28 protein-coding genes are annotated in these 24,451 nt (G+C 65.0%); 2 read left to right on the plus strand and 26 right to left on the minus strand.

Annotation, left to right across the window (positions count from 1 at the left end; genetic code table 11):
- Positions 1–49: 49 nt before the first annotated feature.
- Both HMPREF3014_RS28800 and HMPREF3014_RS28805 read right to left on the minus strand, forming a co-directional pair.
- Entirely contained in the window at positions 50–382 is a 333-nt protein-coding gene (locus HMPREF3014_RS28800) for a DUF5629 family protein (protein ID WP_003092770.1), read from the minus strand.
- Positions 383–435: 53 nt separating this feature from the next.
- Positions 436–891, minus strand: coding sequence for a hypothetical protein (locus tag HMPREF3014_RS28805; RefSeq protein WP_003143130.1), 456 nt, complete (start codon positions 889–891; stop codon positions 436–438).
- Between the two features lie 180 nt (positions 892–1,071).
- Between HMPREF3014_RS28805 and HMPREF3014_RS28810 the strand changes: the two genes are divergently transcribed.
- Positions 1,072–2,022 carry an aldo/keto reductase gene (locus HMPREF3014_RS28810; protein ID WP_003107361.1) on the plus strand — a complete coding sequence of 317 codons (951 nt, stop codon included), beginning with the start codon at positions 1,072–1,074 and terminating at the stop codon, positions 2,020–2,022.
- 87 nt (positions 2,023–2,109) lie between these two features.
- Here the strand turns inward: HMPREF3014_RS28810 and HMPREF3014_RS28815 are convergent, their stop codons facing one another.
- From HMPREF3014_RS28815 to trmJ, 22 genes are all read right to left on the minus strand, one after another.
- Positions 2,110–2,697, minus strand: coding sequence for a YidB family protein (locus tag HMPREF3014_RS28815; RefSeq protein ID WP_003113804.1), 588 nt, complete (start codon positions 2,695–2,697; stop codon positions 2,110–2,112).
- Positions 2,698–2,830: 133 nt separating this feature from the next.
- Positions 2,831–3,625, minus strand: a complete 795-nt coding sequence (locus tag HMPREF3014_RS28820; protein WP_023087027.1) for an amidohydrolase — start codon at positions 3,623–3,625, stop codon at positions 2,831–2,833.
- Positions 3,613–4,761 (minus strand): pyridoxal phosphate-dependent aminotransferase, encoded by a 1,149-nt coding sequence (locus tag HMPREF3014_RS28825; protein WP_003106648.1) that lies wholly within the window; start codon positions 4,759–4,761, stop codon positions 3,613–3,615. The genes HMPREF3014_RS28820 and HMPREF3014_RS28825 overlap by 13 nt, the downstream gene beginning before the upstream one ends.
- Positions 4,762–5,068: 307 nt before the next feature.
- Complete coding sequence (gene der / locus HMPREF3014_RS28830) at positions 5,069–6,550, minus strand: ribosome biogenesis GTPase Der (RefSeq protein ID WP_003092786.1); 1,482 nt, start codon at positions 6,548–6,550, stop codon at positions 5,069–5,071.
- A 77-nt stretch (positions 6,551–6,627) separates the two neighbouring features.
- Complete coding sequence (gene bamB / locus HMPREF3014_RS28835) at positions 6,628–7,770, minus strand: outer membrane protein assembly factor BamB (RefSeq protein ID WP_003092789.1); 1,143 nt, start codon at positions 7,768–7,770, stop codon at positions 6,628–6,630.
- Between the two features lies 1 nt (position 7,771).
- The gene (locus HMPREF3014_RS28840; protein ID WP_003106650.1) at positions 7,772–8,416 is read right to left on the minus strand and encodes a YfgM family protein; all 645 of its coding nucleotides are present in this window, start codon (positions 8,414–8,416) and stop codon (positions 7,772–7,774) included.
- Between the two features lie 26 nt (positions 8,417–8,442).
- Positions 8,443–9,732, minus strand: a complete 1,290-nt coding sequence (gene hisS, locus HMPREF3014_RS28845) for a histidine--tRNA ligase (RefSeq protein WP_003092797.1) — start codon at positions 9,730–9,732, stop codon at positions 8,443–8,445.
- Positions 9,733–9,750: 18 nt separating this feature from the next.
- Positions 9,751–10,866, minus strand: coding sequence for a flavodoxin-dependent (E)-4-hydroxy-3-methylbut-2-enyl-diphosphate synthase (gene ispG, locus HMPREF3014_RS28850; protein ID WP_003092800.1), 1,116 nt, complete (start codon positions 10,864–10,866; stop codon positions 9,751–9,753).
- A complete protein-coding gene (locus tag HMPREF3014_RS28855) occupies positions 10,863–11,906 on the minus strand; it encodes a RodZ domain-containing protein (protein WP_003115257.1) in 1,044 nt (347 codons plus the stop codon). Before HMPREF3014_RS28855 ends, ispG begins: the two co-directional genes overlap by 4 nt.
- Positions 11,903–12,661, minus strand: a complete 759-nt coding sequence (gene pilF / locus HMPREF3014_RS28860; protein ID WP_003092804.1) for a type 4a pilus biogenesis protein PilF — start codon at positions 12,659–12,661, stop codon at positions 11,903–11,905. The genes HMPREF3014_RS28855 and pilF overlap by 4 nt, the downstream gene beginning before the upstream one ends.
- A gap of 17 nt (positions 12,662–12,678) precedes the next feature.
- Positions 12,679–13,818 (minus strand): dual-specificity RNA methyltransferase RlmN, encoded by a 1,140-nt coding sequence (gene rlmN, locus HMPREF3014_RS28865; protein WP_023087026.1) that lies wholly within the window; start codon positions 13,816–13,818, stop codon positions 12,679–12,681.
- A 24-nt stretch (positions 13,819–13,842) separates the two neighbouring features.
- Positions 13,843–14,274 carry a nucleoside-diphosphate kinase gene (gene ndk, locus HMPREF3014_RS28870; protein WP_003092811.1) on the minus strand — a complete coding sequence of 144 codons (432 nt, stop codon included), beginning with the start codon at positions 14,272–14,274 and terminating at the stop codon, positions 13,843–13,845.
- A 243-nt stretch (positions 14,275–14,517) separates the two neighbouring features.
- Positions 14,518–14,718 carry a Fe-S cluster assembly protein IscX gene (iscX, locus tag HMPREF3014_RS28875; protein WP_003092814.1) on the minus strand — a complete coding sequence of 67 codons (201 nt, stop codon included), beginning with the start codon at positions 14,716–14,718 and terminating at the stop codon, positions 14,518–14,520.
- 26 nt (positions 14,719–14,744) lie between these two features.
- Complete coding sequence (gene fdx, locus HMPREF3014_RS28880; RefSeq protein WP_003092818.1) at positions 14,745–15,083, minus strand: ISC system 2Fe-2S type ferredoxin; 339 nt, start codon at positions 15,081–15,083, stop codon at positions 14,745–14,747.
- Between the two features lie 6 nt (positions 15,084–15,089).
- On the minus strand, positions 15,090–16,949 hold the full coding sequence (gene hscA, locus HMPREF3014_RS28885; protein ID WP_003100622.1) for a Fe-S protein assembly chaperone HscA: 1,860 nt from the start codon (positions 16,947–16,949) through the stop codon (positions 15,090–15,092).
- A gap of 42 nt (positions 16,950–16,991) precedes the next feature.
- Positions 16,992–17,513, minus strand: a complete 522-nt coding sequence (gene hscB / locus HMPREF3014_RS28890; protein ID WP_003092824.1) for a co-chaperone HscB — start codon at positions 17,511–17,513, stop codon at positions 16,992–16,994.
- A gap of 7 nt (positions 17,514–17,520) precedes the next feature.
- Complete coding sequence (gene iscA, locus HMPREF3014_RS28895) at positions 17,521–17,844, minus strand: iron-sulfur cluster assembly protein IscA (protein WP_003100617.1); 324 nt, start codon at positions 17,842–17,844, stop codon at positions 17,521–17,523.
- A gap of 27 nt (positions 17,845–17,871) precedes the next feature.
- On the minus strand, positions 17,872–18,258 hold the full coding sequence (gene iscU, locus HMPREF3014_RS28900) for a Fe-S cluster assembly scaffold IscU (protein ID WP_003092829.1): 387 nt from the start codon (positions 18,256–18,258) through the stop codon (positions 17,872–17,874).
- 35 nt (positions 18,259–18,293) lie between these two features.
- On the minus strand, positions 18,294–19,508 hold the full coding sequence (locus tag HMPREF3014_RS28905; RefSeq protein ID WP_003092832.1) for an IscS subfamily cysteine desulfurase: 1,215 nt from the start codon (positions 19,506–19,508) through the stop codon (positions 18,294–18,296).
- 29 nt (positions 19,509–19,537) lie between these two features.
- Positions 19,538–20,029, minus strand: a complete 492-nt coding sequence (iscR, locus tag HMPREF3014_RS28910) for a Fe-S cluster assembly transcriptional regulator IscR (RefSeq protein WP_003092836.1) — start codon at positions 20,027–20,029, stop codon at positions 19,538–19,540.
- A gap of 144 nt (positions 20,030–20,173) precedes the next feature.
- Positions 20,174–20,950, minus strand: a complete 777-nt coding sequence (gene cysE, locus HMPREF3014_RS28915) for a serine O-acetyltransferase (RefSeq protein ID WP_003100615.1) — start codon at positions 20,948–20,950, stop codon at positions 20,174–20,176.
- Complete coding sequence (trmJ, locus tag HMPREF3014_RS28920) at positions 20,950–21,723, minus strand: tRNA (cytosine(32)/uridine(32)-2'-O)-methyltransferase TrmJ (protein WP_003092842.1); 774 nt, start codon at positions 21,721–21,723, stop codon at positions 20,950–20,952. Before trmJ ends, cysE begins: the two co-directional genes overlap by 1 nt.
- 151 nt (positions 21,724–21,874) lie before the next feature.
- Between trmJ and suhB the strand changes: the two genes are divergently transcribed.
- The gene (gene suhB / locus HMPREF3014_RS28925; protein ID WP_003092845.1) at positions 21,875–22,690 is read left to right on the plus strand and encodes a type III secretion system regulator SuhB; all 816 of its coding nucleotides are present in this window, start codon (positions 21,875–21,877) and stop codon (positions 22,688–22,690) included.
- 104 nt (positions 22,691–22,794) lie between these two features.
- On the opposite strand, the gene HMPREF3014_RS28930 is transcribed toward suhB, so the two are convergent.
- Together HMPREF3014_RS28930 and secF are read right to left on the minus strand one after the other, a co-directional pair.
- Positions 22,795–23,343, minus strand: a complete 549-nt coding sequence (locus tag HMPREF3014_RS28930) for a glycine zipper 2TM domain-containing protein (RefSeq protein WP_003092848.1) — start codon at positions 23,341–23,343, stop codon at positions 22,795–22,797.
- A 183-nt stretch (positions 23,344–23,526) separates the two neighbouring features.
- Positions 23,527–24,447: a protein translocase subunit SecF gene (gene secF, locus HMPREF3014_RS28935; protein ID WP_003100612.1), complete on the minus strand. Its 921-nt coding sequence runs from the start codon at positions 24,445–24,447 to the stop codon at positions 23,527–23,529.
- Between the last annotated feature and the right edge of the window lie 4 nt (positions 24,448–24,451).

The raw sequence follows: 24,451 nt of genomic DNA on the forward strand, positions 1-24,451 counted from the left end.
GGGAGCCAGGCGGCTCCCTTTTTTCATGGGATCTTTCAGCTGAGTCGCTTCACTCATCCTCGCCGCTGGCGCTGACCGCTCCCAGGCAACGGAGCTGGTACGCCCCCTCCCCTGTGGTCAGGCGCCAGGACTCGCCATCGGCCTGGGGCTCGGCTTCCATCACCGCGTTGTAGGAAAAACGCCACTCGCGACGGGTGCGTCCATCCAGGCTTTCCACCGCCAGCACCCAGTCTTCGCTGGCGAACGGCTGGTCGGCTTCCGCCGCCAGGTCCGCCTGGTCCAGCAGGTTCTCGTTGAGTTCGAAGCGCCAGGCGTGCAGACCGTCGATCTCGAGCATGTCGGCGGTTTCCAGTTCATCGAGCAGGTAGCGTTGTGTAGTCATGGCCAGTCATCGCGGATAAAGAACTCATGATAAGGCAAAGCGCGGGCTGCCCCTCACACCATCAGCATCACCACCGGGATCGCTACCGACAGGACCACCAACATGAACAGCAGGCCGATCCCCGCCGCCCGCCAGTTGGAAATGAACGCTCCGCCCGCTGCCTTGTGGCTGTCCAGGGCCGGACCGAAGGCTGATTTGGCGTAGTAGACCATGCCGAATATCTGCGCCACCGTGAAGCCGATCGAGGGGATGTTCTCCGGCAGTATCGCGCCCAGAACTGGCAGCAGGACAAACAGGCAGAGGCCGACCAGCCAGGTTTTCCCGACTTCCTGCGCCCGTCCCAGGCGACGGAGATTCACCGCCGCGAGGAAGGCACCGGCCAGGGGCGTGCCGATGAAGGTACCCAGACCGATCGCGGAAAGCCTGTACAGCGGCTCGCCATGGGTGGCGTCAGGCTCGTCCAGGCGGGCCTCCGGTGGGCGGAACGGATTCTCGGTGTCGCTGTTCATGCGTGTGCTCCCTGCGGATATTTACTGAAGCTTTACCAGGGCCGGCATTGGAAAATCCCGGCAACCGGCAGAGTCTATAGGACGCTGCGCGCCGGCTGAACATTCCGCGCCCGCCGGGAGTCACAGCAAGACGTGCGAACGAAAGCGCCCACACAGGACCGCACTCAGGAGGGATGACGCATGACCACACGCAAACTCGGCAACTCCGGCCTGGAGATACCGGCACTGGTATTCGGCGGCAACGTCTTCGGCTGGACTGCCGACGAAAGCACCTCCTTCAGGCTGCTGGACGCCCTGCTCGACGCCGGCCTGAACTGCATCGACACCGCCGACGTCTATTCGCGCTGGGTTCCCGGGCACCAGGGCGGCGAGTCGGAAACCCTCATCGGCAAGTGGCTGAAACGCACCGGCAAACGCGACCGCATGGTGATCGCCAGCAAGGTCGGGATGGACATGGGCAATGGCCACAAAGGTCTCTCCGCCGCCTATATCGAGCAGGCCCTGGAGCGCTCGCTACGACGCCTGCAGACCGACTACCTGGACCTCTACCAGTCGCACACCGACGATCCCCACACCGACCTGGAGGAAACCCTTTCCACCTATGGCGAACTGATCAAGAAAGGCAAGGTACGGGTCATCGGCGCCTCCAACTACGACGCCCGGCGCCTCCTCGAAGCGCGCCAGGTCAGCGCCCGGCTTAACCTGCCGAGCTACCAGAGCCTGCAACCCGAATACAACCTGTACGATCGCGCCGACTACGAGACCAACCTGGAGCCGACGGTGGAAGAACTCGGTATCGGGGTGATCAGCTACTACTCGCTGGCCAGCGGCTTCCTCAGCGGCAAGTACCGCAACCAGGCCGACACCGCCGGGCGAGCCCGGGGAGAGAAGGTGAAGGGTTATCTCAACGAGCGCGGCGTGGCCATCCTCGCGGCGCTCGACGAAGTGGCCGAGCAGTACAACGCCAACCCGACCCAGGTCGCCCTGGCCTGGCTCATCGCTCGTCCGACGGTGACCGCGCCGATCGCCAGCGCCACCAGCCTGGAACAGCTCGACGACCTGATCGCCGCCACCCACCTGAAGCTCGACGAACAGGCGATCCACCGCCTGGACAGCGCCAGCGCCTATTGACCGACCTGCCGTCGAGGGCGGCCTCGCCCCGTTGAGTGGAGCGGATAACCGTATCGCGGCTATCCGCTCCGCATCGACGGGAAAGCCTTAGCTGAAGCGCGCCAGCAGCGAACCGATGTCCAGGTCGCCCTGCGGCGCCTGGCCGTCCGGCGTCAGCTTGTTGACCAATTCCGGCAGCAGGCTGCTCAGGTGTTCGGCCGCCTCGCCCTGGCTGACTCCGGCGGAGTCCGCCAGTTGCTGCAATTGACCGTCGCCGAAGACCCGGGAAATGTCCGCCGCCGACACCGACTGGTTCGGCCCACCGCCGATCCAGGAATTCAGGGCATCGCCCAAGCCTGCGTTCTGGAGCATCTGGAACAACCCGCCGAGTCCGCCCAGTGAGCCGGCCTCCACGCCCGGCGCCGCCTGCCCGGCACCGCCCGCGGCGCCACCGAGCAGATCGCCGAGGACGCCACCCAGCCCGCCGCTCGCGGCCCCGCCGCCGGCACCACCAAGGATGCTGCCCAGCGAACCGAGCAGACCACCGCCATCGCCACCGCCCTGTGCCGCACCGCCCTGGCGCGACATCAGCATGGTCACCAGCCCGATCAACAGGGCCACTTTCGGATCGCGAGCACCTCCCTGTCCTTCAGAGCCACCCAGCGCCGAACCGAGAATCGAATCGAGCAGTCCCATTGGTCTTCCTCCTGATCTGATGCCCACGGCGCGGCGCCGCGGGATACGGGTAACTCCATTCCCGGCACTGCGCCATCATGCGCAGCGCCGGGTCATGGCCTCGGACATCGACCGGAAGCGGACGTTCCGGCACTCAAGGATGGATTTCGAAGCGATCCGCGTCCATGTAGGCCGGGAAACGCTGGCGATAGGCCGCCAGTGCCGCCGCGTCCAGCCGGACGCGGAACACGCCGTCGGCGTCCGCCGCGTTGAACAGGTTGTCGCCCTGGAAGTCCAGGACCTGGCTATCCCCAGCGTAGCGCAAGGCGTTGCCGTCTTCGCCGATACGGTTCACCGCCACCACGTAGCAAAGGTTCTCGATCGCCCGCGCCGGCAGCAGGCGGTTCCAGTGCTGTCGACGAGGCGCGGGCCAGTTGGCGGTGTAGAGCAACAGGTCGGTGTCGTGCGGGTCGCGGCTCCACACCGGGAAACGCAGGTCGTAGCAGATCAGCGGGCGCACCCGCCAGCCCTTGAGTTCGAACAGTTCCTGGCGTTCGCCGGGACTGTAGTGCTCGTGTTCGCCGGCCATGCGGAACAGATGGCGCTTGTCGTAGTGCAGCATCTCGCCGTCCGGACGCGCCCAGAGCAGGCGGTTGCGATGGCTGCCGTCGGCGAGCTGGACGATCAGGCTGCCGGTGACCACCGCGCCAAGGCGCCGGGCCTGCTCCAGCAGCCAGGCATGGGTCGGCCCCAGTTCGGGCTCGGCCTGCTCGGCCGAAGCCATGCTGAAACCCGTGGTGAACATCTCCGGGAGGACCACCAGGTCGGCACCGGCGGCGCTCTCCAGCAGGGCGGCGAAATGCTCGCGGTTGGCCTGGGCGTCGTGCCAGACCAGGGAGGATTGGACCAGGGCGATGTCCAGGTCCGGCAGAACCGTCAGATCGCGCATAGCTTTTCCGCTGCCTGACGCAGCGTCTCCTCGCGTTTGGCGTAACAGAACCGGACCAGCCGCATGGCGTCCGGAGCCTTTTCATAAAACACCGAAACCGGGATCGCCGCCACTCCGTGTTCGCGGGTCAGCCACTCGGCCATGGCCACGTCGTCCAGGTCCGGACGGATGGCCGAATAGTCCACGCACTGGAAGTAGGTGCCCGGCGCACGGGTAAAACGGAAGCGAGAGTCCAGCAGCAGGTCGCAGAACAGGTCGCGCTTGGCCTGGTAGAAGCCGGGCAATTGCCGCAAGTGCTCCGGATGGCCGGCCATGTAGTCCGCCAATGCCCATTGCAGCGGCGTGACGCCACAGAAGTTGACGTACTGGTGAACCTTGCGCAGCTCCGCGCTGAGCGCCGGCGGCGCGACCACGTAGCCGGTCTTCCAGCCGGTGACGTGGTAGGTCTTGCCGAACGAACTGACCACGAAGGAACGCGGATACAACTCGTCGTGGGACAGCACGCTGGTATGGGCGACACCGTCGAACACCAGGTGCTCGTAGACCTCGTCGCTGATCAGATAGATATCCCGGTCGCGGATCAGCGCGGCCAGGCGGTCCAGTTCCTCGCGGCTGATCAGCGCGCCGCTGGGGTTGTGCGGGGTATTGATGATGACCAGCCGGGTACGCGGCCCGATGGCCTCGGCCATGCGCTGCCAGTCGATGGAGAAGTCCGGCAGCGCCAGCGGCACGTGCACGCAACGCCCGCCGGCGAGTTGCACGGAGGGTTCGTAGCTGTCGTAGGACGGGTCGAGCACCACCACTTCGTCGCCCGGATGGACCAGCGCCTGGATCGCGCTGAAGATCGCCTCGGTCGCCCCCGGCGTGATGGTCACCTCGCTGTCGGCGCTCACCCGGCGTCCATAGAACTGCTCGATCTTCTTCGCCACCTGCTCGCGCAGGGCCGGCAAGCCGGTCATCGGCGCGTACTGGTTGTGCCCGGCGGCGATATGCCTACCTACCGCCTCGCGCAACTCCGGCGGGCCGTCGAAATCGGGAAAGCCCTGGGAGAGGTTGATCGCGCCACACTCGGCGGCCAGTTGCGACATGCGGGTGAAGATGGTGGTGCCGACATTCGGCAGCTTGCTCTGAATCATCGGGACTTCCTGCAGAGACTCGCCGGACGACAGCCCGGCCAGACGGGTGGCAGGGCAGGATAGCCGATCCGGGAGCGACGCTGCAGGGGCACGCCTTAGAAAAAACCGTGACCGCCTCAGGTCAGAGGGGAATATGCGCCAGGCGATGGCGCAGGACGAATAACCACCTCGCGATCATTCGTCGCCACGACAGGGAATCGGCGGTCAACGCCGGCGGCCTGGTTCGTCCCGCGGGCTACAGCCGCGGCCAATGAAAAAGGCCCGACAAGGATCCCTGCCGGGCCTTTCGACGAAGGAAACGCCACCCTCAGCGGCGCTTGTCCTTCTTCTTCTTCTCGGCTTTCTTGTGGTGCGACATCAGCCGGCGCTTCTTGTTGACCTGGCGCGCGGTGAGCGAGTTCTTCTTGCCCTCGTAGGGGTTCTCGCCGCCCTTGTACTCGATGCGGATCGGCGTACCGACCAGCTTCAATACCCGCCGGTAGGTCTTCTCCAGGTAGCGGGTATAGGCCTTCGGCACCGCGTCCACCTGGTTGCCGTGGATCACGATCAGCGGCGGATTGGCGCCGCCCAGGTGGGCGTAGCGCAGCTTGATCCGGCGACCGTTGACCATCGGCGGCTGGTGCACCTGCACGGCGTCCTCGAGGATGCTGGTCAGGCGGCTGGTCGGCCAGCGGGTCACCGCCGAACGGAAGGACTCCTGGACCGACTTGTAGAGATGGCCGACGCCGGTGCCATGCAGGGCCGAAATGAAATGGATGTCGGCGAAGTCGACGAACAGCAGGCGCCGCTCCAGTTCGGTCTTCACGTAGTCACGCTCGGCCGCCTCCATGCCATCCCACTTGTTCAGGGCGATGACCAGGGCACGGCCGGTCTCGAGGACGAAGCCGAGCAGGTTGAGGTCGTGCTCGACCACCCCTTCGCGGGCGTCCATGACGAAGATCACCACGTTGGCGTCCTGGATCGCCTGGAGGGTCTTCACCACCGAGAACTTTTCCACCGCCTCGAAGATCTTGCCGCGACGCCGCACGCCAGCGGTGTCGATCAGGGTGTACTTCTCCTCGTTGCGCTCGAACGGGATGTAGATGCTGTCGCGGGTGGTGCCGGCCTGGTCGTAGACGATCACCCGCTCTTCGCCGAGCATGCGGTTGACCAGGGTCGACTTGCCCACGTTGGGCCGGCCGATGATGGCAATCTTGATCCCGTCCTTCTCGCTGGGACCGGGAATCCGGGTCGGTTCCTCGCCTTCGGCGACCTCTTCGCTCGCCGGCTCGCCCTCGCCCTCTTCCTCCGCGTTGTCCTTGGGGAAGATCCCCAGGGCTTCCTGCAGCATATGGTTGATGCCGCGACCGTGGGCGGCGGCGATCGGCAGCGCATCGCCCAGGCCCAGCGGGCTGAACTCGGCGCGAGCGAGATCGGGATCGATGGTGTCGACCTTGTTGGCGATCAGGAAGCTGCGCTTGTTCCGCTTGCGCAGGTGCTCGGCGATCATCTGGTCGGCGGCGGTCATGCCGGCGCGCGAATCGACCAGGAACAGGACGGCATCCGCCTCCTCGATGGCCTGCAACGATTGCTCGGCCATTTTCGCATCAATGCCTTCCTCATCGCCGGAGATGCCTCCGGTATCGATGACGATATAGGTGCGGCCCTGCCAGCGCGCCTCGCCGTACTGGCGATCGCGAGTCAGGCCTGCGTACTCCGCCACGATGGCGTCGCGCGACTTGGTCAGGCGGTTGAACAGAGTGGACTTGCCGACGTTCGGGCGACCCACCAGGGCAATAACGGGAACCATGCGGCTCTCCACGAGAATTCAGAAAACACAAAGGCCGCTGACGTCGGACGGCAGCGGCCGGACACTTGAAACCCAGTCTAGCGGATGGTGTAGGCGACGAGCTTGCCACCGTTGCCGAACACGTACATCCAGCTCCCGACCACCAGCGGACGAACCCGCACGCCATCGCTGTCGACCCGCTCGCGACCGACGAAGCGACCGTCCACCTGGCTCAGCAGATGCACGTAGCCTTCCAGGTCGCCGACCACCACGTTGCTGGAGAACACCGCCGGAGCCGACAGTTGGCGACGCGCCAGGGCGTCGTTGTTCCACAGCGAAGAAGCGCCGCGCGAATCCAGGCCTTCCACCGAACCGCTGGCCTGGCTGACGTAGATATTGCCGAAGCCTTCGGCGACGCCGACGTAGCTCGACGCTTCGCGCTGCCAGAGCAGGCGGCCGCTGTTCACGTCCAGCGCCGCGGCACGGCCCTGGTAGCTGACCACGTAGAGGGTGTCGCCGGACAGCAGGAGGCCGCCGTCGATGTCCACCACGCGATCCAGTTCGGAACGCCCCTGGGGAATCGCTACCCGCTGCTCCCAGATCGGCAGGCCGCGCTGTACGTCGACCGCCACCACCTTGCCGCTGGCCAGGCCAGCCAGGGCCATGTTGCCGGCGATCAGCGGCGCGCCGGTGCCGCGCAGGGTCAGCACCGGCACGGTGCTTTCGTAGATCCAGCGCTGGTCGCCGCTGGCCGCATCGAGGCCGATCAGCTTGTCGTCCTGGGTCTGCACCACCACCACGTCGCCATTGGTGGCCGGCGCCGACAGCACTTCGCTGTTGACTCGCTTGGTCCACTTCTTCTTGCCGGTGGCTTCGTCGAGGGCGATCACGTCACCGCGCAGGGTACCCACCAGCACCAGGCCGTAGCCAACGCCGACACCGCCGGAAACCGGACGTTCCAGGTCCTTCTTCCAGAGCACGTCGCCGGTCTCGCGCTGGATCGCCATCACCCGCCCTTCGGCGGACGCGGCGTAGATGGTGGAACCATCGACGGCCGGTTCGAGCAGGTTGTACAGGTCACCCTGGCCATCACCGACCGAGCGGCTCCACTGCTTGCTCAACACGACTTCCTCTTTGAAGTCGGTCAGTTCGGCGGGCGGGAGTTCCTTCTTGCTGTTGCTGCTGCAACCCACGACCGCCAGGGCCAGGGCGAGCAGCGCCGCGTGTTTCCATTGCACCATCTCAGGCCTCTCCCTTGGACAGGTCGTCGAGCTTGATCTGCAGGGCATCGCCGGCACCGTCTTCGGGCAGCGACTGCTTGGCTTTCTCGTAGGCCGCGCGCGCCTCGTCGGTGCGCTTGAGCTGCACCAGCAGGTCGCCCCTGAGCTCCTCGCGGGTCGAGACGTAGGCCTTGTCGGCATCGCCATCGAGCAGCTTCAGGCCTTCCTCGACCTTGCCCTGGGCCGCCAGGACCCGGGCCAGGCGCTGCCGCGCCAGTTCGCCGAGGGTGGCGTCGGCCGGCTTGTCCATGACCGCCTTCAGCTCGGCAACGGCGTCATCCAGCTTGCCGCTGTCGACCGCGACCTTGGCCACGAACAGGCTGCCGTACTGGGCATAATGGGTGCCGCCGAACTCGCTCTTCAGCTTGCCAGCCAGCTCCGCCACCTTCGCCGGATCCGGCTGGCCGGCCGGATTCAGCGCGGTTTCGATCAGTTGCTGGTAGACGATCGAGGCGCCCTGCGCCTGGTTGGTCTGGTACTTCTGCCAGGCCTGCCAGCCGAATACCACTGCCAGCGCGAGGATGCCGCCGGTGACCAGGGGCTTGCCGTTGCGCTGCCACCAGTCCTTGATCTGCGCCAGGTCTTCGTCTTCGGTACGCGATGTCACCCCAATCACTCCTATTCTTTATGTTCTCAAGCCTGTGCCAGACAGGCTGCCAGGTGCTCGGGCAGAGCATCCCAGGCAATGCTTTGTTGCTCGCCCTCGTCACGCAGGGGCTTGAAACCTACCACGCGATTGGCCACCTCGTCCTCCCCGAGGATCAGGGCAAAGCGCGCGCCGCTCTTGTCGGCCTTCTTGAACTGGCTCTTGAAGCTACCGGCGCCGGCGTTGACCAGCAGGCGTATGCCGGGAATGGCGCTGCGCAACTGTTCGGCCAGGGTCAGGGCGGCCAGCTCGGCCGGTTCGCCGAAGGCGCAGACGTAGAGGTCGGCCGGACGGTTCAGTTCGGCGGGGATCACCCCCAAGGTTTCCAGCAGCAGCACCAGGCGTTCCACGCCCATGGCGAAACCGACGCCCGGGGTCGGCTTGCCGCCGAACTGGCTGACCAGCCCGTCGTAGCGGCCACCGCCGCAAACGGTGCCCTGGGCGCCAAGCTTGTCGGTGACCCATTCGAAAGCCGTGCGGCAGTAATAGTCCAGGCCGCGCACCAGCTTCTGGTTGATTTCGTAGCGCAGTCCGACAGCATCCAGGCGGGCCTTGAGACCCTCGAAGTGGGCGATCGATTCTTCGTCGAGATAGTCGTGCAGGGTCGGCGCGCCAACCAGCAACGCCTGGGTGCTCTCCACCTTGCTGTCGAGGATTCGCAGCGGATTGGTGGTCATGCGCCGCTGGCTGTCTTCGTCGAGTTGCTCGAAGCGCTCCTGCAGATAGGCCACCAGGGCCTCGCGATAGCGTGCGCGGGCCTCGCTGGAGCCGAGGGTGTTGAGCTGCAGGGTCACCGCGTCGGCCATGCCGAGCTTCTGCCACAGGCGCCAGGTGAGGATGATCAACTCGGCGTCGATGTCCGGACCGGGCAGGTTGAAGACTTCCACGCCGATCTGGTGGAACTGCCGGTAGCGACCTTTCTGCGGTTTCTCGTAACGGAACATCGGCCCGGTGTACCAGAGCTTCTGCACCTGGCCACCGCCGCTCAGGCCGTGCTCCAGCACGGCGCGCACGCAACCGGCGGTACCTTCCGGACGCATGGTCAGGGATTCGCCGTTGCGGTCGAGGAAGGTGTACATCTCCTTGTCGACCACATCGGTGCCTTCGCCGATGCCGCGGGCGAAGAGTTCGGTGAACTCAAGGATGGGCAGGCGGATCTCGCTGTAGCCGTAGCCGTCCAGCAGGCCGGCGAAGGTGCGTTCCAGATAGCGCCAGGCCGGAGTCTGCTCCGGCAGGATGTCGTTCATGCCACGAATGGCTTGCAGGGACTTGCTCACGTAGGGTCCTTAAACGGGTCAGCCGCGGGCGATCAGGCTCGCATCGGCCTCGGCCTTCTCGGCCGCCTTCTGGCGGATCAGCCGTTCCAGCTCGTCCACCAGGTTGTCGTTGGTCAGTTTCTGCGACGGCTTGCCGTCGATATACACCAGGTTCGGAGTGCCGCCGGTGAGGCCGACATGGGCCTCCTTGGCTTCGCCCGGACCGTTGACGACGCAACCGATCACGGCCACGTCCATCGGCACCAGCAGGTCCTCCAGGCGCCCTTCCAGCTCGTTCATGGTCTTCACCACGTCGAAGTTCTGCCGCGAACAGCTCGGGCAGGCGATGAAGTTGATGCCACGGGAGCGCAGGTGCAGGGACTTGAGGATGTCGAAACCGACCTTGATCTCCTCGACCGGATCGGCAGCCAGGGAAATCCGGATGGTGTCGCCGATTCCCTCGGCCAGGAGCATGCCCAGCCCCACCGCCGACTTCACCGTGCCGGAGCGCAGGCCGCCGGCCTCGGTGATGCCCAGGTGCAGGGGCTGCTCGATCTGCCTGGCCAGCAGGCGATAGGCGGCGACGGCCATGAAGACGTCGGAGGCCTTGACGCTGACCTTGAAGTTCTGGAAGTCCAGCTTGTCGAGATGATCGACGTGGCGCATGGCCGATTCGAGCAGGGCTTCCGGGGTCGGTTCGCCGTATTTCTTCTGCAGGTCCTTTTCCAGCGAACCGGCATTGACGCCGATACGGATCGGGATGTTGCGCTCGCGCGCGGCATCGACCACGGCCTTGACCCGGTCCTCGCGACCGATGTTGCCCGGATTGATGCGCAGGCAGTCCACTCCCAGCTCGGCGACGCGCAGGGCTATGCGATAGTCGAAGTGGATGTCGGCGACCAGCGGCACGTTGACCTGCTGCTTGATCTTGCCGAATGCCTCGGCGGCGTCCATGTCGGGGACGGAAACCCGCACGATGTCCGCGCCGGCATCTTCCAGGCGGCGGATCTGCGCGACGGTGGCAGCGACGTCGCAGGTCTCGGTGTTGGTCATGCTCTGCACGGCGATCGGCGCGTCGCCGCCCACCGGGACGTTGCCGACCCAGATTTTCCGAGACTTGCGGCGAATGATCGGAGAAGCGCTATGAATGCTCATTGTCCTACCTTCAGACGGGCCGTTTCGCCGCGGACGAAGGGGGTCACGTCCACCGGCTGGCCGTTGTAGCTGACCTGGGCGCCGCGAGCGAAACCGAGGCGCAGCTCCAGCGGGGCCTTGCCGGCCAGTTCCAGGCTGTCGCCCTTGCGCTTCAGCGCGCTGACCAGGACCTTGCCGTTGGCGTCGGTGACCTGGGTCCAGCAATCGGCGACGAACTGTACCTTGACCACCCCCTGGCCCTCGCCGGCCACCACGGGCGCGGCGGCAGGTTCGCTCGGCGCTGGCGGGGCGGCCGGACTGGCCGTCGCTGGAACGGCTGGAGCAGTACCGGGAGCGGGAGCCGTGCCGGCAGGCGCGGCGGTAACGGGCTGCTGGGGTGCGGCGGGGGTGCCCTGGGCCGGAGCGGCGGGAACCTGCGCGCCCTCGCTCGCCACCGGCGGCGCTCCCTCGGCCTGGGCAGCGACTTCCGGAGAAACCTCGGCGGGCGCTTGCTCGCCTTCCTTCTGCGCTTCGATCACCGCCTGGTCTTCAGGCTCGTCCAGGGTATGGATCTCGGTGGTGCCGTCGGCGCTTTCCACTTCGACATGCTCAAGGCTCAGACCGGCGGTTTCCGGCGTGCGCGCGGAATGCTCCTGCCACCAGAAGTAGCCGAAGCCGATCAGCAGGGCGAGCAGCAACAGGCTGACGATACGCAGCACGTTGCGCGACAGGCGCACCGGCTCGGCGACCCGTCCCAGGCTCTGTACGGTGCTACCGCTGGCATTGGTGCCGGTGAAATGGTCGAAGCTGTTGACCAGCTCGGCCTGGTCGAGGCCCATGAGCTTGGCGTAGGCGCGGATGTAACCGCGCGAGAAGGTGTGTCCCGGCAGCTTGTCGAACGCGCCGTTTTCCAGCTGACGCAGCGAATTCTCGGTCAGGTTCAGTTGCCCGGCCACCTGCGACAGCGACAGGCCCTTCTGCTCGCGCGCCTGGCGCAGGGTTTCCCCGGGGTTCTGACGGGAAGCGGTGGCTACGACTTCGGGCTGCGGCGCTTTCATCATTTTTCCGCCTGGAATTCCTGATATTCGGGAGAGCCTGGGTACAGGCGTTTCAACTGCAGGCCATAGCTGGCGGCCGTGTCGCGGTCTTCGAAGACCTTCGCGAGACGAATGCCCAGCAACAGACTGCGGGCGTTCTGCCCGCCGCCCTGGGCAAAGAGATCATAGTACTGGCGAGCCGGCACGTACTCGCGCTCCTTGTAGAGCAGGTCGGCCATCTCCAGCGCGACGCTGGGCTGGTTACGGTTCAGACGCAGGGATTTCTCGAAGTACTCCTTGGCCTGGGCCGGTTTCTTCATTTGCAGCGAAACCAGGCCGAGGTTCTCGAAGACCCGCGAGCGCTCGGGATAGAGGGTGTCCTGGCTGGCCTCCAGGAGACGCTGGTAGGCCTCCTCGTAGCGCTTCTGCTCGTAGAGGAAACCGCCGTAGTTGTTCAGTACCCGGGCATTGCGGCTATCGCTGGCGAGCGCCTTGCGGTACTCCTCGTCGGCCAGCTTGGGCTCCATCTCGGTCTGGAACACCACCGCCAGCGCGGCATGCGCGTCGGCGCTGGAAGGGTCGATCTCGAGGGCCTTGCGCAGCGGCACCTTGGCCTGCTCGGTGTTCCCCCGCTGGAGATAGCCGAGGCCGAGCTGGATATAGGCATCGCGCGCCTCGTCACGGCCCTTGTCGGTTTTCAGGGGATTCTGATCTCCGCTCGTCACGCAGCCTGTCAGCCCAACTGCCAACAGGAACACCAGCGCGGCGCGTACAGTCATCGGAACCCTCCTCTCACTCAATTTCGATTCGCCGCCGACTCGGACTCGGCCAGTTGGCGCACGGCAATATAACGTTCGCTCCGGCGGGTACGATCCATGACCTGGCCGACCAGCTGGCCACAGGCTGCGTCGATGTCGTCGCCGCGGGTGGTACGCACGGTCACGTTGAAGCCGCCCTTGTGCAACATGTCCTGGAAACGCCGGATGGCATTGTTGCTCGGGCGCTCGTAGCCGGAGTGCGGGAATGGATTAAACGGAATCAGGTTGATCTTGCAAGGCGTGTCTTTCAGCAATGCGATCATCTGCTCAGCATGCTCGGGCTGATCGTTGACATCCTTGAGCAGGGTGTACTCGACGGTCAGCACGCGCTTCTCGCCGAGCAGGGAAATATACCGGCGGCAGGCATCCAGCAGCATGCCCAGCGGATACTTCTTGTTGATCGGCACCAGCTTGTTGCGCAACTCGTCGTTCGGTGCGTGCAGCGACAGGGCCAGGGACACGTCGATCACCTCGCCGAGCTTGTCGATCATCGGCACCACGCCGGAGGTGGACAGGGTCACCTTGCGCTTGGAAATACCGTAGCCGAGGTCGTCCATCATGATGTTCATGGCGGCGACCACGTTGTCGAAGTTCAGCAGCGGCTCGCCCATGCCCATCATCACGACATTGGTGATGGCGCGGTCGATCTTGGCCGGAACGGTACCGAACGACTTGTTGGCGATCCACACCTGGCCGATCACCTCGGCGGCGGTGAGGTCGCTGTTGAAACCCTGCTTGCCGGTGGAGCAGAAACTGCAATCCAGGGCGCAGCCCGCCTGGGAGGACACGCACAGGGTGCCGCGTCCGCCCTGGGGGATGTACACGGTCTCGACGCAACTGCCGGACGCCACCCGGACCACCCACTTGCGGGTGCCGTCGGCGGAAATATCCTGGCTGACGATCTCGGGACCGCGTATCTCGGCTGAGGCCTTGAGCTTTTCGCGCAAGGCCTTGCCGACGTTGGTCATGGCGTCGAAATCGTCGACGCCAAAGTGGTGAATCCACTTCATGACCTGGCCGGCCCGGAAACGCTTCTCGCCGATGGACTCGAAGAACTGTTCCAGCTGCGGCTGGGTCAGGCCCAGCAGGTTCACCTTGCCGGCGGTGGTCGTTGTCATGGTTTCACCCTCACCCACGCTCGATCAGCGAATGCGCTCGCAGACTTCGGTAGCCGCGAAGAAGTAGGCGATCTCGCGAGCGGCGGAAGCTTCGGAATCGGAACCGTGGACGGCGTTCTCGTCGATGGAGACGGCGAAGTCGGCGCGGATGGTACCGGCGTCGGCTTTCTTCGGATCGGTGGCGCCCATCAGCTCGCGGTTCTTGGCGATGGCGTCCTCGCCTTCCAGGACCTGGACTACAACCGGACCGGAAGTCATGAAGGAAACCAGGTCCTTGAAGAACGGACGCTCTTTGTGCTCAGCATAGAAGCCACCGGCTTCACGCTCGGACAGCTGAACCATTTTAGCGGCGACGACGCGCAGGCCGGCTTTCTCGAAGCGGGTCAGGATTTCGCCGATCACGTTCTTGGAAACGGCGTCCGGCTTGATGATGGACAGGGTGCGTTGCAGTGCCATTGGTAAAACTCCGAAACAAGGTTGTCTAGCATGGGCGGCCCCGCCAGCGGGGCGGGACGCCGTGATTCGTTCAGGACGCTGACGAAAACGGCCCGAAAGGGCCGGAATCAGCGTGGCTGCGCCTGGCATCGGGCCCGGCGCGCCTAGCCTGGAATGCGCCCGCGGGCGATTTCAGGCCTTACCTAAAATAAAACCCGCGAATTATACGCGGGTTCCCGGCAAATGCGTAGGGCGGGCCTATGGCTAGTCCCGTTCCTCGATCCAGGCGGCCTGGATGGCCTCCAGGACTTTCTCCCCGCTACGCTGAGGATCGTCGGAGAACTCTGGAAGTTCCACCACCCAGCGCCGCAGATCGACGAAGTTGACGTATCGCGGATCGACCTCCGGCTTGCTTTCGTCGAGCTGGATGGCGATTTCCAGCACATCGGTCCATTTCAGGCTCATTGCACGCTCCTCTACTACCGCCGGGCTCAGTGGCCTTCCGACACCTGGTTGATGGTGTACTTGGGAATCTCGACCACCAGGTCTTCGTCGGCCACCACTGCCTGGCAGGATAGCCGCGAATCGGGCTCCAGGCCCCAGGCCTTGTCCAGCATGTCGTCTTCGAGTTCGTCGGACGGCTCCATGGAGTCGAGGCCTTCGCGGACGATTACGTGGCAGGTCGTGCAGGCGCAGGATTTCTCACAGGCATGCTCGATCTCGATGCCATTGCGCAACGCGGCATCCAGGATGGTTTCGCCGGGCTTCGCCTCGAATACCGCCCCCTCGGGGCAGTGATCGGCATGGGGCAGAATCACGATCTGCGGCATCTTCGCTTATTCCTCGATTTCGTTGAGCCGGCGGCCGGAGAGCGCGGCCTTGACGGTCGCGTCCATCCGCCGTGCGGCGAAAGCGTCGGTCACCTGGGACAGGCGCTTGATCTGGTTCTCGATGGCCGCGGTGTCGCTACCACCGGCCAGTTCACGCAAAGTGTCCATCTGCGCCGCGATGGCCAGGCGCTCCTCTTCGTCCAGGAGCCGCTCGCCGTCGACGTCCAGCGCCGACTGCACGGCCTCCAGCAGCCGCTGCGCCTCGACCTGCTGTTCGCGCAGGGCGCGGGCAGCCTTGTCGTCGCCGGCGTAGTCGAAGGAGTCCTTGAGCATCCGCGCGATCTCGCCGTCGGTCAGCCCATAGGACGGCTTGACCTGGATGCTGGCCTCGACGCCGGAACTCAGTTCGCGTGCGGACACGCCGAGCAAGCCGTCGGCGTCGACCTGGAAGGTCACCCGGATTTTCGCCGCGCCCGCCACCATCGGCGGAATGCCGCGCAGCTCGAAGCGCGCCAGCGAACGACAATCCTTCACCAGCTCGCGCTCGCCCTGCAGCACGTGGATCATCATGGCCGTCTGGCCGTCCTTGTAGGTGGTGAACTCCTGGGCGCGCGCCACCGGGATGGTGGTATTGCGCGGAATCACCTTCTCCATCAGCCCGCCCATGGTTTCCAGGCCGAGCGACAGCGGAATGACGTCCAGCAGCAGCAATTCCTCGCCGCGCTTGTTGCCGGCCAGGGCATCGGCCTGGATGGCCGCGCCGATGGCGACCACCTGGTCCGGATCGATATCGGTCAGCGGCTCGCAGCCGAACAACTCGCCAACCGCCGTGCGCACACGGGGCACGCGGGTCGAGCCACCGACCATCACCACCGAGCGGATTTCTTCCAGATCGACACCGGAGTCGCGCACCGCTCGGCGGCAGGACTTCAGGCTGCGAGCGACGAACGGCTCGATCAACTCGTCGAGCGTCGCCCGGCTCAGCTCGCCGCTCCAGTCGCCGTAGGCGACCCGGACCGACGCCTCGTCGGTAAGACGCTCCTTGGCCGCACAGGCGATTTGCAGCAACTGCCGCTGGCTGCCCGGGTCCAGATCGGCAGAAAGGCCAGCCTGCTCGATCACCCAGCCAGCGATGGCATGGTCGAAGTCGTCGCCGCCCAGGGCCGTATCGCCGCCGGTGGCCAGGACTTCGAAGACACCGCGGGTCAGGCGCAGGATGGAAATGTCGAAGGTTCCGCCACCCAGGTCGTAGATGGCCACCAGGCCTTCCGCGCCCTTGTCCAGGCCGTAGGCCACGGCGGCGGCGGTCGGCTCGTTGAGCAGGCGCAGGACGTTCAGTCCGGCCAGGCGCGCGGCATCCTTGGTAGCCTGGCGCTGGGCGTCGTCGAAATAGGCCGGCACAGTGATCACCGCACCCACCAGCTCGCCACCGAGGGTGGTTTCGGCGCGCTGGCGCAGCTCACGCAGGATGTCCGCCGAGACTTCCACAGGACTCTTCAACCCCTGTACGGTCTCGATGAAGGGCATGTGCGACTCGCCCTGGCGGAAGCGGTAGGGCAATTGCTCGCCCAGTTGCTTGACGTCCTCCAGGCCGCGCCCCATCAGGCGCTTGACCGAAATGACGGTATTGAAGGGATCCTCCGCGGCGGCCGCGCGGGCGCTCTCGCCCACTTCCGCCCGCTCGGCGTGATAACGCACCGCGGAAGGCAGGATCAGGCGTCCCTGCGCATCCGGCAAGGGCTCGGCGACGCCGCTACGCACCGCGGCGACCAGCGAATTGGTGGTACCCAGGTCGATCCCAACCGCCAAGCGACGCTCATGGGGCTTGGGACTCTGACCGGGCTCGGCGATCTGCAGTAGGGCCATGCTCTGTCTTAACTATGGGGTGCGGCCCGGGGGCCGCAGGGATTAATCGTCGAGTCGCTCTTCCAGCTGGCGCACTTCCTGCGCGAGCTTGTCGAGGAACTGCATGCGACGGACCAGGCGTTCGGCCTCTTCGCGGCGCTGCGCATCGTCCCAGCACGCGGCGAACTCACGCTCCAGCTCGGCCTGGGCGGCCTTGAGCCGACGCTTGAAAGTCGCCACGCCGGCCAGGTCGGCGCTGTCCTGCAACTCCTCCAGCTCCTCGCGCAGCTGCATCTGCTGCAGGAGAAACTCCGGATCCTGCACCGTAGCCTCCAAGGGCAACTCGTGACCACTCAGGGTCAACAGGTACAGGGCCCGGCGCGGAGCGCTCTTCAGGGTCTGGTAGGCCTCGTTCAGTTGCGCCGCGCGTTCCAGGGCGAGACGCTGCTCGCGCTCGGGAGCGTCGGCGAAACGGTCAGGATGGACGCTGCGCACCAACTCGCGATAGCGCTGGCCGAGCTCGTCGAGATCGACCAGGAAAGCCGGTTGCAGGTCGAACTGGGCGAAATGACAGGGTTTACCCACGCCGGCCTCAGACGTTGAAGCTTTCGCCGCAGCCGCATTCGCCACGAACGTTGGGATTGTTGAACTTGAAGCCTTCGTTGAGCCCTTCGCGAGTGAAGTCCAGCTCGGTGCCATCGAGATAGACCAGGCTTTTCGGGTCGATGATGACCTTCACGCCATGGCTCTCGAAGACCAGGTCCTCGGCCGCCAGTTCATCGACGAATTCGAGGACATAGGCAAGCCCGGAACAGCCAGTGGTGCGCACGCCAAGACGGATACCCTCGCCCTTGCCGCGCCCCTCGAGGGAGCGCTGCACGTGTTTGGCGGCGGCTTCGGTCATGCTGATGGCCATTGCAACTCCTTACTCGTCACGAGCGGCTTAGAGCAAACCCTTCTTCTGCTTGTAGTCGCGAACGGCGGCCTTGATGGCGTCTTCGGCGAGAACGGAGCAGTGGATCTTCACCGGCGGCAGGGCCAGCTCTTCGGCGATGGTGGTGTTCTTGATGGTTTCCGCCTCGTCCAGGGTCTTGCCCTTCATCCACTCGGTGGCGAGGGAGCTGGAGGCGATCGCGGAACCGCAACCGTAGGTCTTGAACTTGGCGTCTTCGATCACGCCCTGCTCGTTGACCTTGATCTGCAGGCGCATCACGTCGCCGCAGGCCGGCGCGCCGACCATGCCGGTGCCGACGTTGGGATCGGCAGCGTCGAGCTTGCCGACGTTGCGCGGGTTTTCGTAGTGGTCGATGACCTTTTCGCTATATGCCATGGCTAATCCTCACGTTTTTCCGGGGCACGAGGCGCTCAGTGCGCCTGCCATTCGACCTGGGACAGGTCGACGCCCTCTTTGTACATATCCCACAGCGGCGACAGTTCGCGCAGCTTGGAAACGGCCTCGACCACCTTCTTCGCGGCATAGTCGATCTCTTCCTCGGTGGTGAAGCGACCGAAGGTGAAGCGGATGGAGCTATGCGCCAGTTCGTCGTTGCGGCCCAGGGCGCGCAATACGTAGGACGGTTCCAGGGACGCCGAGGTACAGGCCGAACCGGAGGAGACCGCGAGGTCCTTGAGCGCCATGATCAGCGACTCGCCCTCGACGTAGTTGAAGCTGACGTTGAGGTTGTGCGGGACGCGGGAGGTCATGCTGCCGTTGATGTAGAGCTCTTCCAGGCCGTCGATCTGCGCGAAGAAGCGGTCGCGGAGCGCCAGCACGCGGGCGTTCTCCTGGGCCATTTCTTCCTTGGCGATGCGGAACGCCTCGCCCATGCCGACGATCTGGTGGGTGGCCAGGGTGCCGGAACGCATGCCGCGCTCATGGCCGCCACCGTGCATCTGACCCTCGATGCGGACGCGCGGCTTGCGCCGGACGTAGAGCGCGCCAATGCCTTTCGGGCCGTAGGTCTTGTGCGCGGAGAAGGACATCAGGTCGACCTTGAGCTTGTCCAGGTCGATCTCGACCTTGCCGGTCGACTGTGCGGCGTCGACGTGGAACAGCACGCCGCGGGAGCGGGTCAGCTCGCCGATGGCGGCGATGTCGTTGACGGTGCCGATCTCGTTGTTCACGTGCATGACCGAGACCAGGATGGTGTCGTCACGCAGCGCCGCCTCGACCAGAGCCGGAGTGATCAGACCATCTTCTCCCGGCTCCAGGTAGGTCACTTCGAAACCTTCGCGCTCCAGCTGGCGACAGGTGTCGAGGACCGCCTTGTGCTCGATCTTCGAGGTGATGATGTGCTTGCCCTTGCCCGAGTAGAAGTGCGCGACGCCCTTGATCGCCAGGTTGTCGGACTCGGTGGCGCCGGAGGTCCAGACGATCTCGCGGGGATCGGCGTTGACCAGTTCGGCCACCTGGCGACGGGCGTTCTCCACGGCTTCTTCGGCTTTCCAGCCGAACACGTGGGAACGCGAAGCCGGGTTGCCGAAGTTACCGTCCATCAGCAGGCATTCGCTCATTTTCTGGGCGACGCGGGGATCGACGGGAGTGGTCGCGGAGTAATCGAGGTAGATCGGCAATTTCATCAGGTAACTCCTACAGGCTGGCGCCCTGCTCAGTCGATGGCGGACGCTTCAATCTTGTCGAGACGAGGCGTCTTGCCTGAGCAACGGCGTTCGTCCTGGCGCAGCGCGACCTCCTGGACCTCCTGGCGGCTGACCAGATCGGCCAGGCTGATGCCGCTGAGGAACTCATGGATCTGCAAACTGAGGTCGCACCACAGGTGGTGGGTCAGACAGGTATCGCCGGAGTGGCAATCGCCCTGCCCCTGGCAGCGGGTCGCGTCGACGGATTCGTTGACCGCGTCGATCACCTGCGCCACATGGATGCCCGACATATGGCGGGACAGCTGGTAGCCGCCGCCCGGGCCGCGCACGCTGGTCACCAGGTTGCCACGGCGCAACTTGGCGAACAGCTGTTCGAGATAGGACAGGGAAATGCCTTGGCGTTCGGAGATATCGGCCAGCGAGACCGGACCTTGCTGAGCATGCAGCGCCAGGTCGAGCATGGCGGTTACGGCGTAGCGGCCTTTGGTGGTCAGACGCATGGGCTTTTCCCATCGGGATCATTCGGGGTTGACGCGGATTATGCTCTTATCCGAGTAATTAGGTCAACTATAAGACCGATCAAATTACTCAGGATTAGGCAAATTCAGGGCGCTACATGCTAGCAGAAAGCCGCCGGCCGCGCATTACGCGGCCGGATTGCCGTCCTCGTCCTTGACTCCGGCGAAATCTTCCTCGCGCAATACCGGCAGGTCCTTCGCGCAGTAGTCGCTACCCAGGGCGGTGAGCGCCTGGCACATGCCCTCGAGCCGGCCGTCGACGGCCTGCAGGTGATCGAGCAACTGACCAATGGCACGCGCCACCGGGTCCGGCATGTCCTGGCTGACCCCATAGGCATCGAAGCCGAGCTTCTCCGCCATCGCCTGGCGCTTGGCCTGCTGCTCGGAGTCCTCGCGCATGATGATCCGCCCGGGAATGCCGACCACGGTGGCACCCGGCGGGACTTCCTTGGTCACCACGGCGTTGGAGCCGACCTTGGCGCCCTCGCCGACGGTGAACGGGCCGAGCACCTTGGCACCGGCACCGACCACTACGTTGTTGCCGAGGGTGGGGTGGCGCTTGCCCTTGTTCCAGGTGGTGCCGCCCAGGGTAACGCCCTGATAGAGGGTGACGTCGTCGCCGATCTCGGCGGTTTCGCCGATGACGATGCCCATGCCGTGGTCGATGAAGAAGCGCCGGCCGATCCTGGCCCCCGGGTGGATCTCGATGCCGGTCATCCAGCGGCCGAAATTGGACACCAGGCGCGCCAGCCACTTCCAGCCGGACGTCCACAAGCCGTGGGCCAGCCGATGCAGCCAGACGGCGTGCAGGCCCGGATAACAGGTGAGGACCTCGAGTGCGTTGCGAGCCGCCGGATCACGGTGGAATACGCTTTGGATATCTTCACGCACACGTTCGAACATCAGTCGTCACTCCGCTTGTAGGACAGGCCTCGGGCCACCTTCTGGGTTTCGGTCAGGATCCCGCGCAGGATATTCATTTCCAGCTTGCTGATCGCGCTGCGCCCATACAGGCGCCGCAACCGCGACATCAGGTGGCGCGGCTTCTCCGGATCGAGGAAGCCGATATCGATCAGCGTCCTCTCCAGATGCGCGTAATAGAGTTCCAGCTCGTCGGCCGTCACCAGCTCGGTGTTGAGCATCGAGGTGGACTCGAACTTTTCCATCTTGGTCGGCTTGCCCTGGGCCGCCAGCCACGCCATGCGCACCTCGTAGGTGAGCACCTGGACCGCGGCCGCCAGGTTCAGCGAGCCGAACTCGGGATCGGAGGGGATATGCACATGGAACTGGCAGCGCTGCAATTCTTCGTTGGTCAAACCCGCATATTCGCGCCCGAATACCAGGGCCACCTCGCCATTCGCCTCCAGGTGCTCCAGGCAGGTCGTCGCGCACTCGCGCGGATCCAGCAGCGGCCAGGGAATCCGCCGGTCGCGGGCGCTGGTGCCGAGCACCACGCTGCAGCCGCTCAGGGCCTCTTCCAGGGTGTCCACCACCCTTGCGGCGTCGAGGATGTCGGTGGCGCCGGAAGCCCGCGCCACCGCGTCGCCGTGGGGAAAGCTTTCCGGCTGCACCAGCACCAGTTGCGACAGGCCCATGTTCTTCATGGCACGGGCCGCCCCGCCGATGTTGCCGGGATGACTGGTGTTGACCAACACCACACGAATACGGTCGAGCAACGCCGATGCTCTCCAACGCCAAGTTACTGAAGGGTGTGAAATCCTACAGCAGAGGTCAGCTTTATACCATGCGGCCGACAGGTCGCCCTTCAAACGCCATCGGTTTCTGCTAGAATGGCCGGCTTTCTTTAACGACCCAGGTGACCTCTCCATGCAGCCTATGCTGAATATCGCCCTGCGCGCCGCTCGCAGCGCCGGTGAACTGATTTTCCGCTCCATCGAACGCCTGGATGTCATCTCGGTCAACGAGAAGGATGCCAAGGACTACGTGACCGAAGTCGATCGCGCCGCCGAGCAGACCATCGTCGCCGCGCTGCGCAAGGCCTATCCGACTCACGCGATCATGGGCGAGGAAGGCGGCTTCATCGAAGGCAGCGGCGAGGGCGCCGATTACCTCTGGGTGATCGATCCGCTGGACGGCACCACCAACTTCATCCATGGCGTACCGCACTTCGCCGTGAGCATCGCCTGCAAGTACAAGGGCCGCCTGGAGCACGCCGTGGTCCTCGACCCGGTACGCCAGGAAGAATTCACCGCCAGCCGCGGTCGCGGCGCCGCCCTCAACGGTCGCCGCCTGCGCGTCAGCGGCCGCAAGAGCCTGGAAGGCGCCCTGCTCGGCACCGGGTTCCCGTTCCGCGACAACCAGATCGACAATCTCGACAACTACCTGAACATGTTCCGCAGCCTGGTCGGCCAGACCGCCGGCATCCGCCGCGCCGGCGCCGCCAGTCTGGACCTGGCCTACGTCGCCGCCGGACGCTACGACGCCTTCTGGGAATTCGGCCTGTCCGAATGGGACATGGCGGCAGGCGCCCTGCTGGTACAGGAAGCCGGCGGCCTGGTGAGCGACTTCACCGGCAGCCACGAATTCCTCGAGAAGGGTCACATCGTCGCCGGCAACACCAAATGCTTCAAGGCACTGCTGACCACCATCCAGCCGCACCTGCCGCCGTCGCTGAAGCGCTGATCCGCCGCTGACGAAGAACCCGGCCTGGCGCCGGGTTTTTCATCTCCATGAAAATGCACAAGGGCGCCCGCGGGCGCCCTTGTGCATCATTGCGACAGCCAGGCTCAGCGCAGCGTTTCGCCCTGGCTGAGGATCAGCCGGCCATTCTTGTCGACCGGGATCTGGCTGCCCGGATCGCGCTCCATGCGGATCTGCCCGGCCTTGCCGTCGAGCATGTACTTCACGTCATAGCCGACGACCTTCTCGCTGCTGTCGTGCACGGTGCTGCAGCGGGTTTCGGTTGTGGTGTAGGTGTCACGCTCCTGCATGCCTTCCTGCACCTTGTTGCCGGCGTAGCCGCCGCCGACGGCGCCGGCCACGGTGGCGATCTTCTTGCCGGTACCGCCGCCGATCTGGTTGCCCAGCAAGCCGCCGACCACCGCACCGATGGCGGTACCGGCGATCTGGTGCTGGTCCTTGACCGGACGCTGGCGGGTCACGGCCACGTCCTTGCAGACCTGGCGCGGCGTCTTGATGGTTTCCTTGACCGGCTGGACAGCGACGACCTCGGCGTAGTCGGGACCGCGATCCACCAGGCTATAGGTGGCTACCGCGCCACCTGCGGTCACGCCTACGGCACCCAGAACGGCCCCGACGAGCATCGACTTGTTCACATGTACCTCCTGGCTTTCATCCAATGCGGGCTATGTTCGCCCTTTGCCTTGCCTAGGACTGGGCAAAAACCACCAAGTTCCAGGCTCCCGACAAACGTTTCGTTGGCGCAGATACGAAAACTCCCGCCAAAAGCGGGAGTCCTCGAGTGACCGGCAGGCGCCGGAGTGCCGAACCAGAGCGCCTCAGGGGCGATCGTCGACGGTGTCCTTGGCCTGCGGCGGGATCAGGTCCTCGCTGGTCAGGTTCAGCCAGATCAATACCACGTTGGCGATGTAGATCGACGAGTAGGTACCCGCCATTACACCGACGAACAGGGCGATGGAGAAACCGAACAGGTTGTCGCCGCCGAAGAACAGCAGCGCGGCGATAGCCAGCAGCGTGGAAACCGAGGTGGCGATGGTACGCAACAGGGTCTGGCTGGTGGAGATGTTCAGGTTCTCGACCAGATCGGCCTTGCGCAGCACGCGGAAGTTCTCGCGCACCCGGTCGAAGATCACGATGGTGTCGTTCAGCGAGTAACCGACCACCGCCAGCACAGCGGCGAGGACGGTCAGGTCGAAGGTCACCTGGAAGAACGACAGCACGCCCATCACGATGATCGCATCGTGCACCAGCGAGAGGATCGCACCGAGGGCGAACTTCCACTGGAAGCGGAAGCCGACGTACAGCAGGATGCCGCCCAGCGCCAGGAGCATGCCGAGGCCGCCCTGGTCGCGCAGTTCTTCACCCACCTGCGGGCCGACGTACTCGACCCGCTTCAGGTTCGCCGGGTTGCCGGCATCGGCCTGCTGCAAGGCGGTAGCGACCTTCTTGCCCAGTTCCGGGTCCTCGCTGGGCATCCGCACCAGCACGTCGCGGGCGTCGCCGAAGCTCTGCACCACGGCGTCCTCGTAGCCGGCGCCGACCAGTTGACCACGCACCTTGCCGAGATCGGCCGGTTGTTCGTAGGTCAGCTCGATCAGCGTACCGCCGGTGAAGTCGAGGCCGAAGTTGATGCCCTTGGTGAACCAGCTGCCCAGGGCGATGACGGTCAGGATCAGGGTGACGGCAAACGCGACGTTGCGGATGCCCATGAAGTTGATGGTACCGATCTTGATATTCATCTCA

This window comes from Pseudomonas sp. HMSC065H01 (genome assembly GCF_001815235.1).
Taxonomy (GTDB): domain Bacteria; phylum Pseudomonadota; class Gammaproteobacteria; order Pseudomonadales; family Pseudomonadaceae; genus Pseudomonas; species Pseudomonas aeruginosa.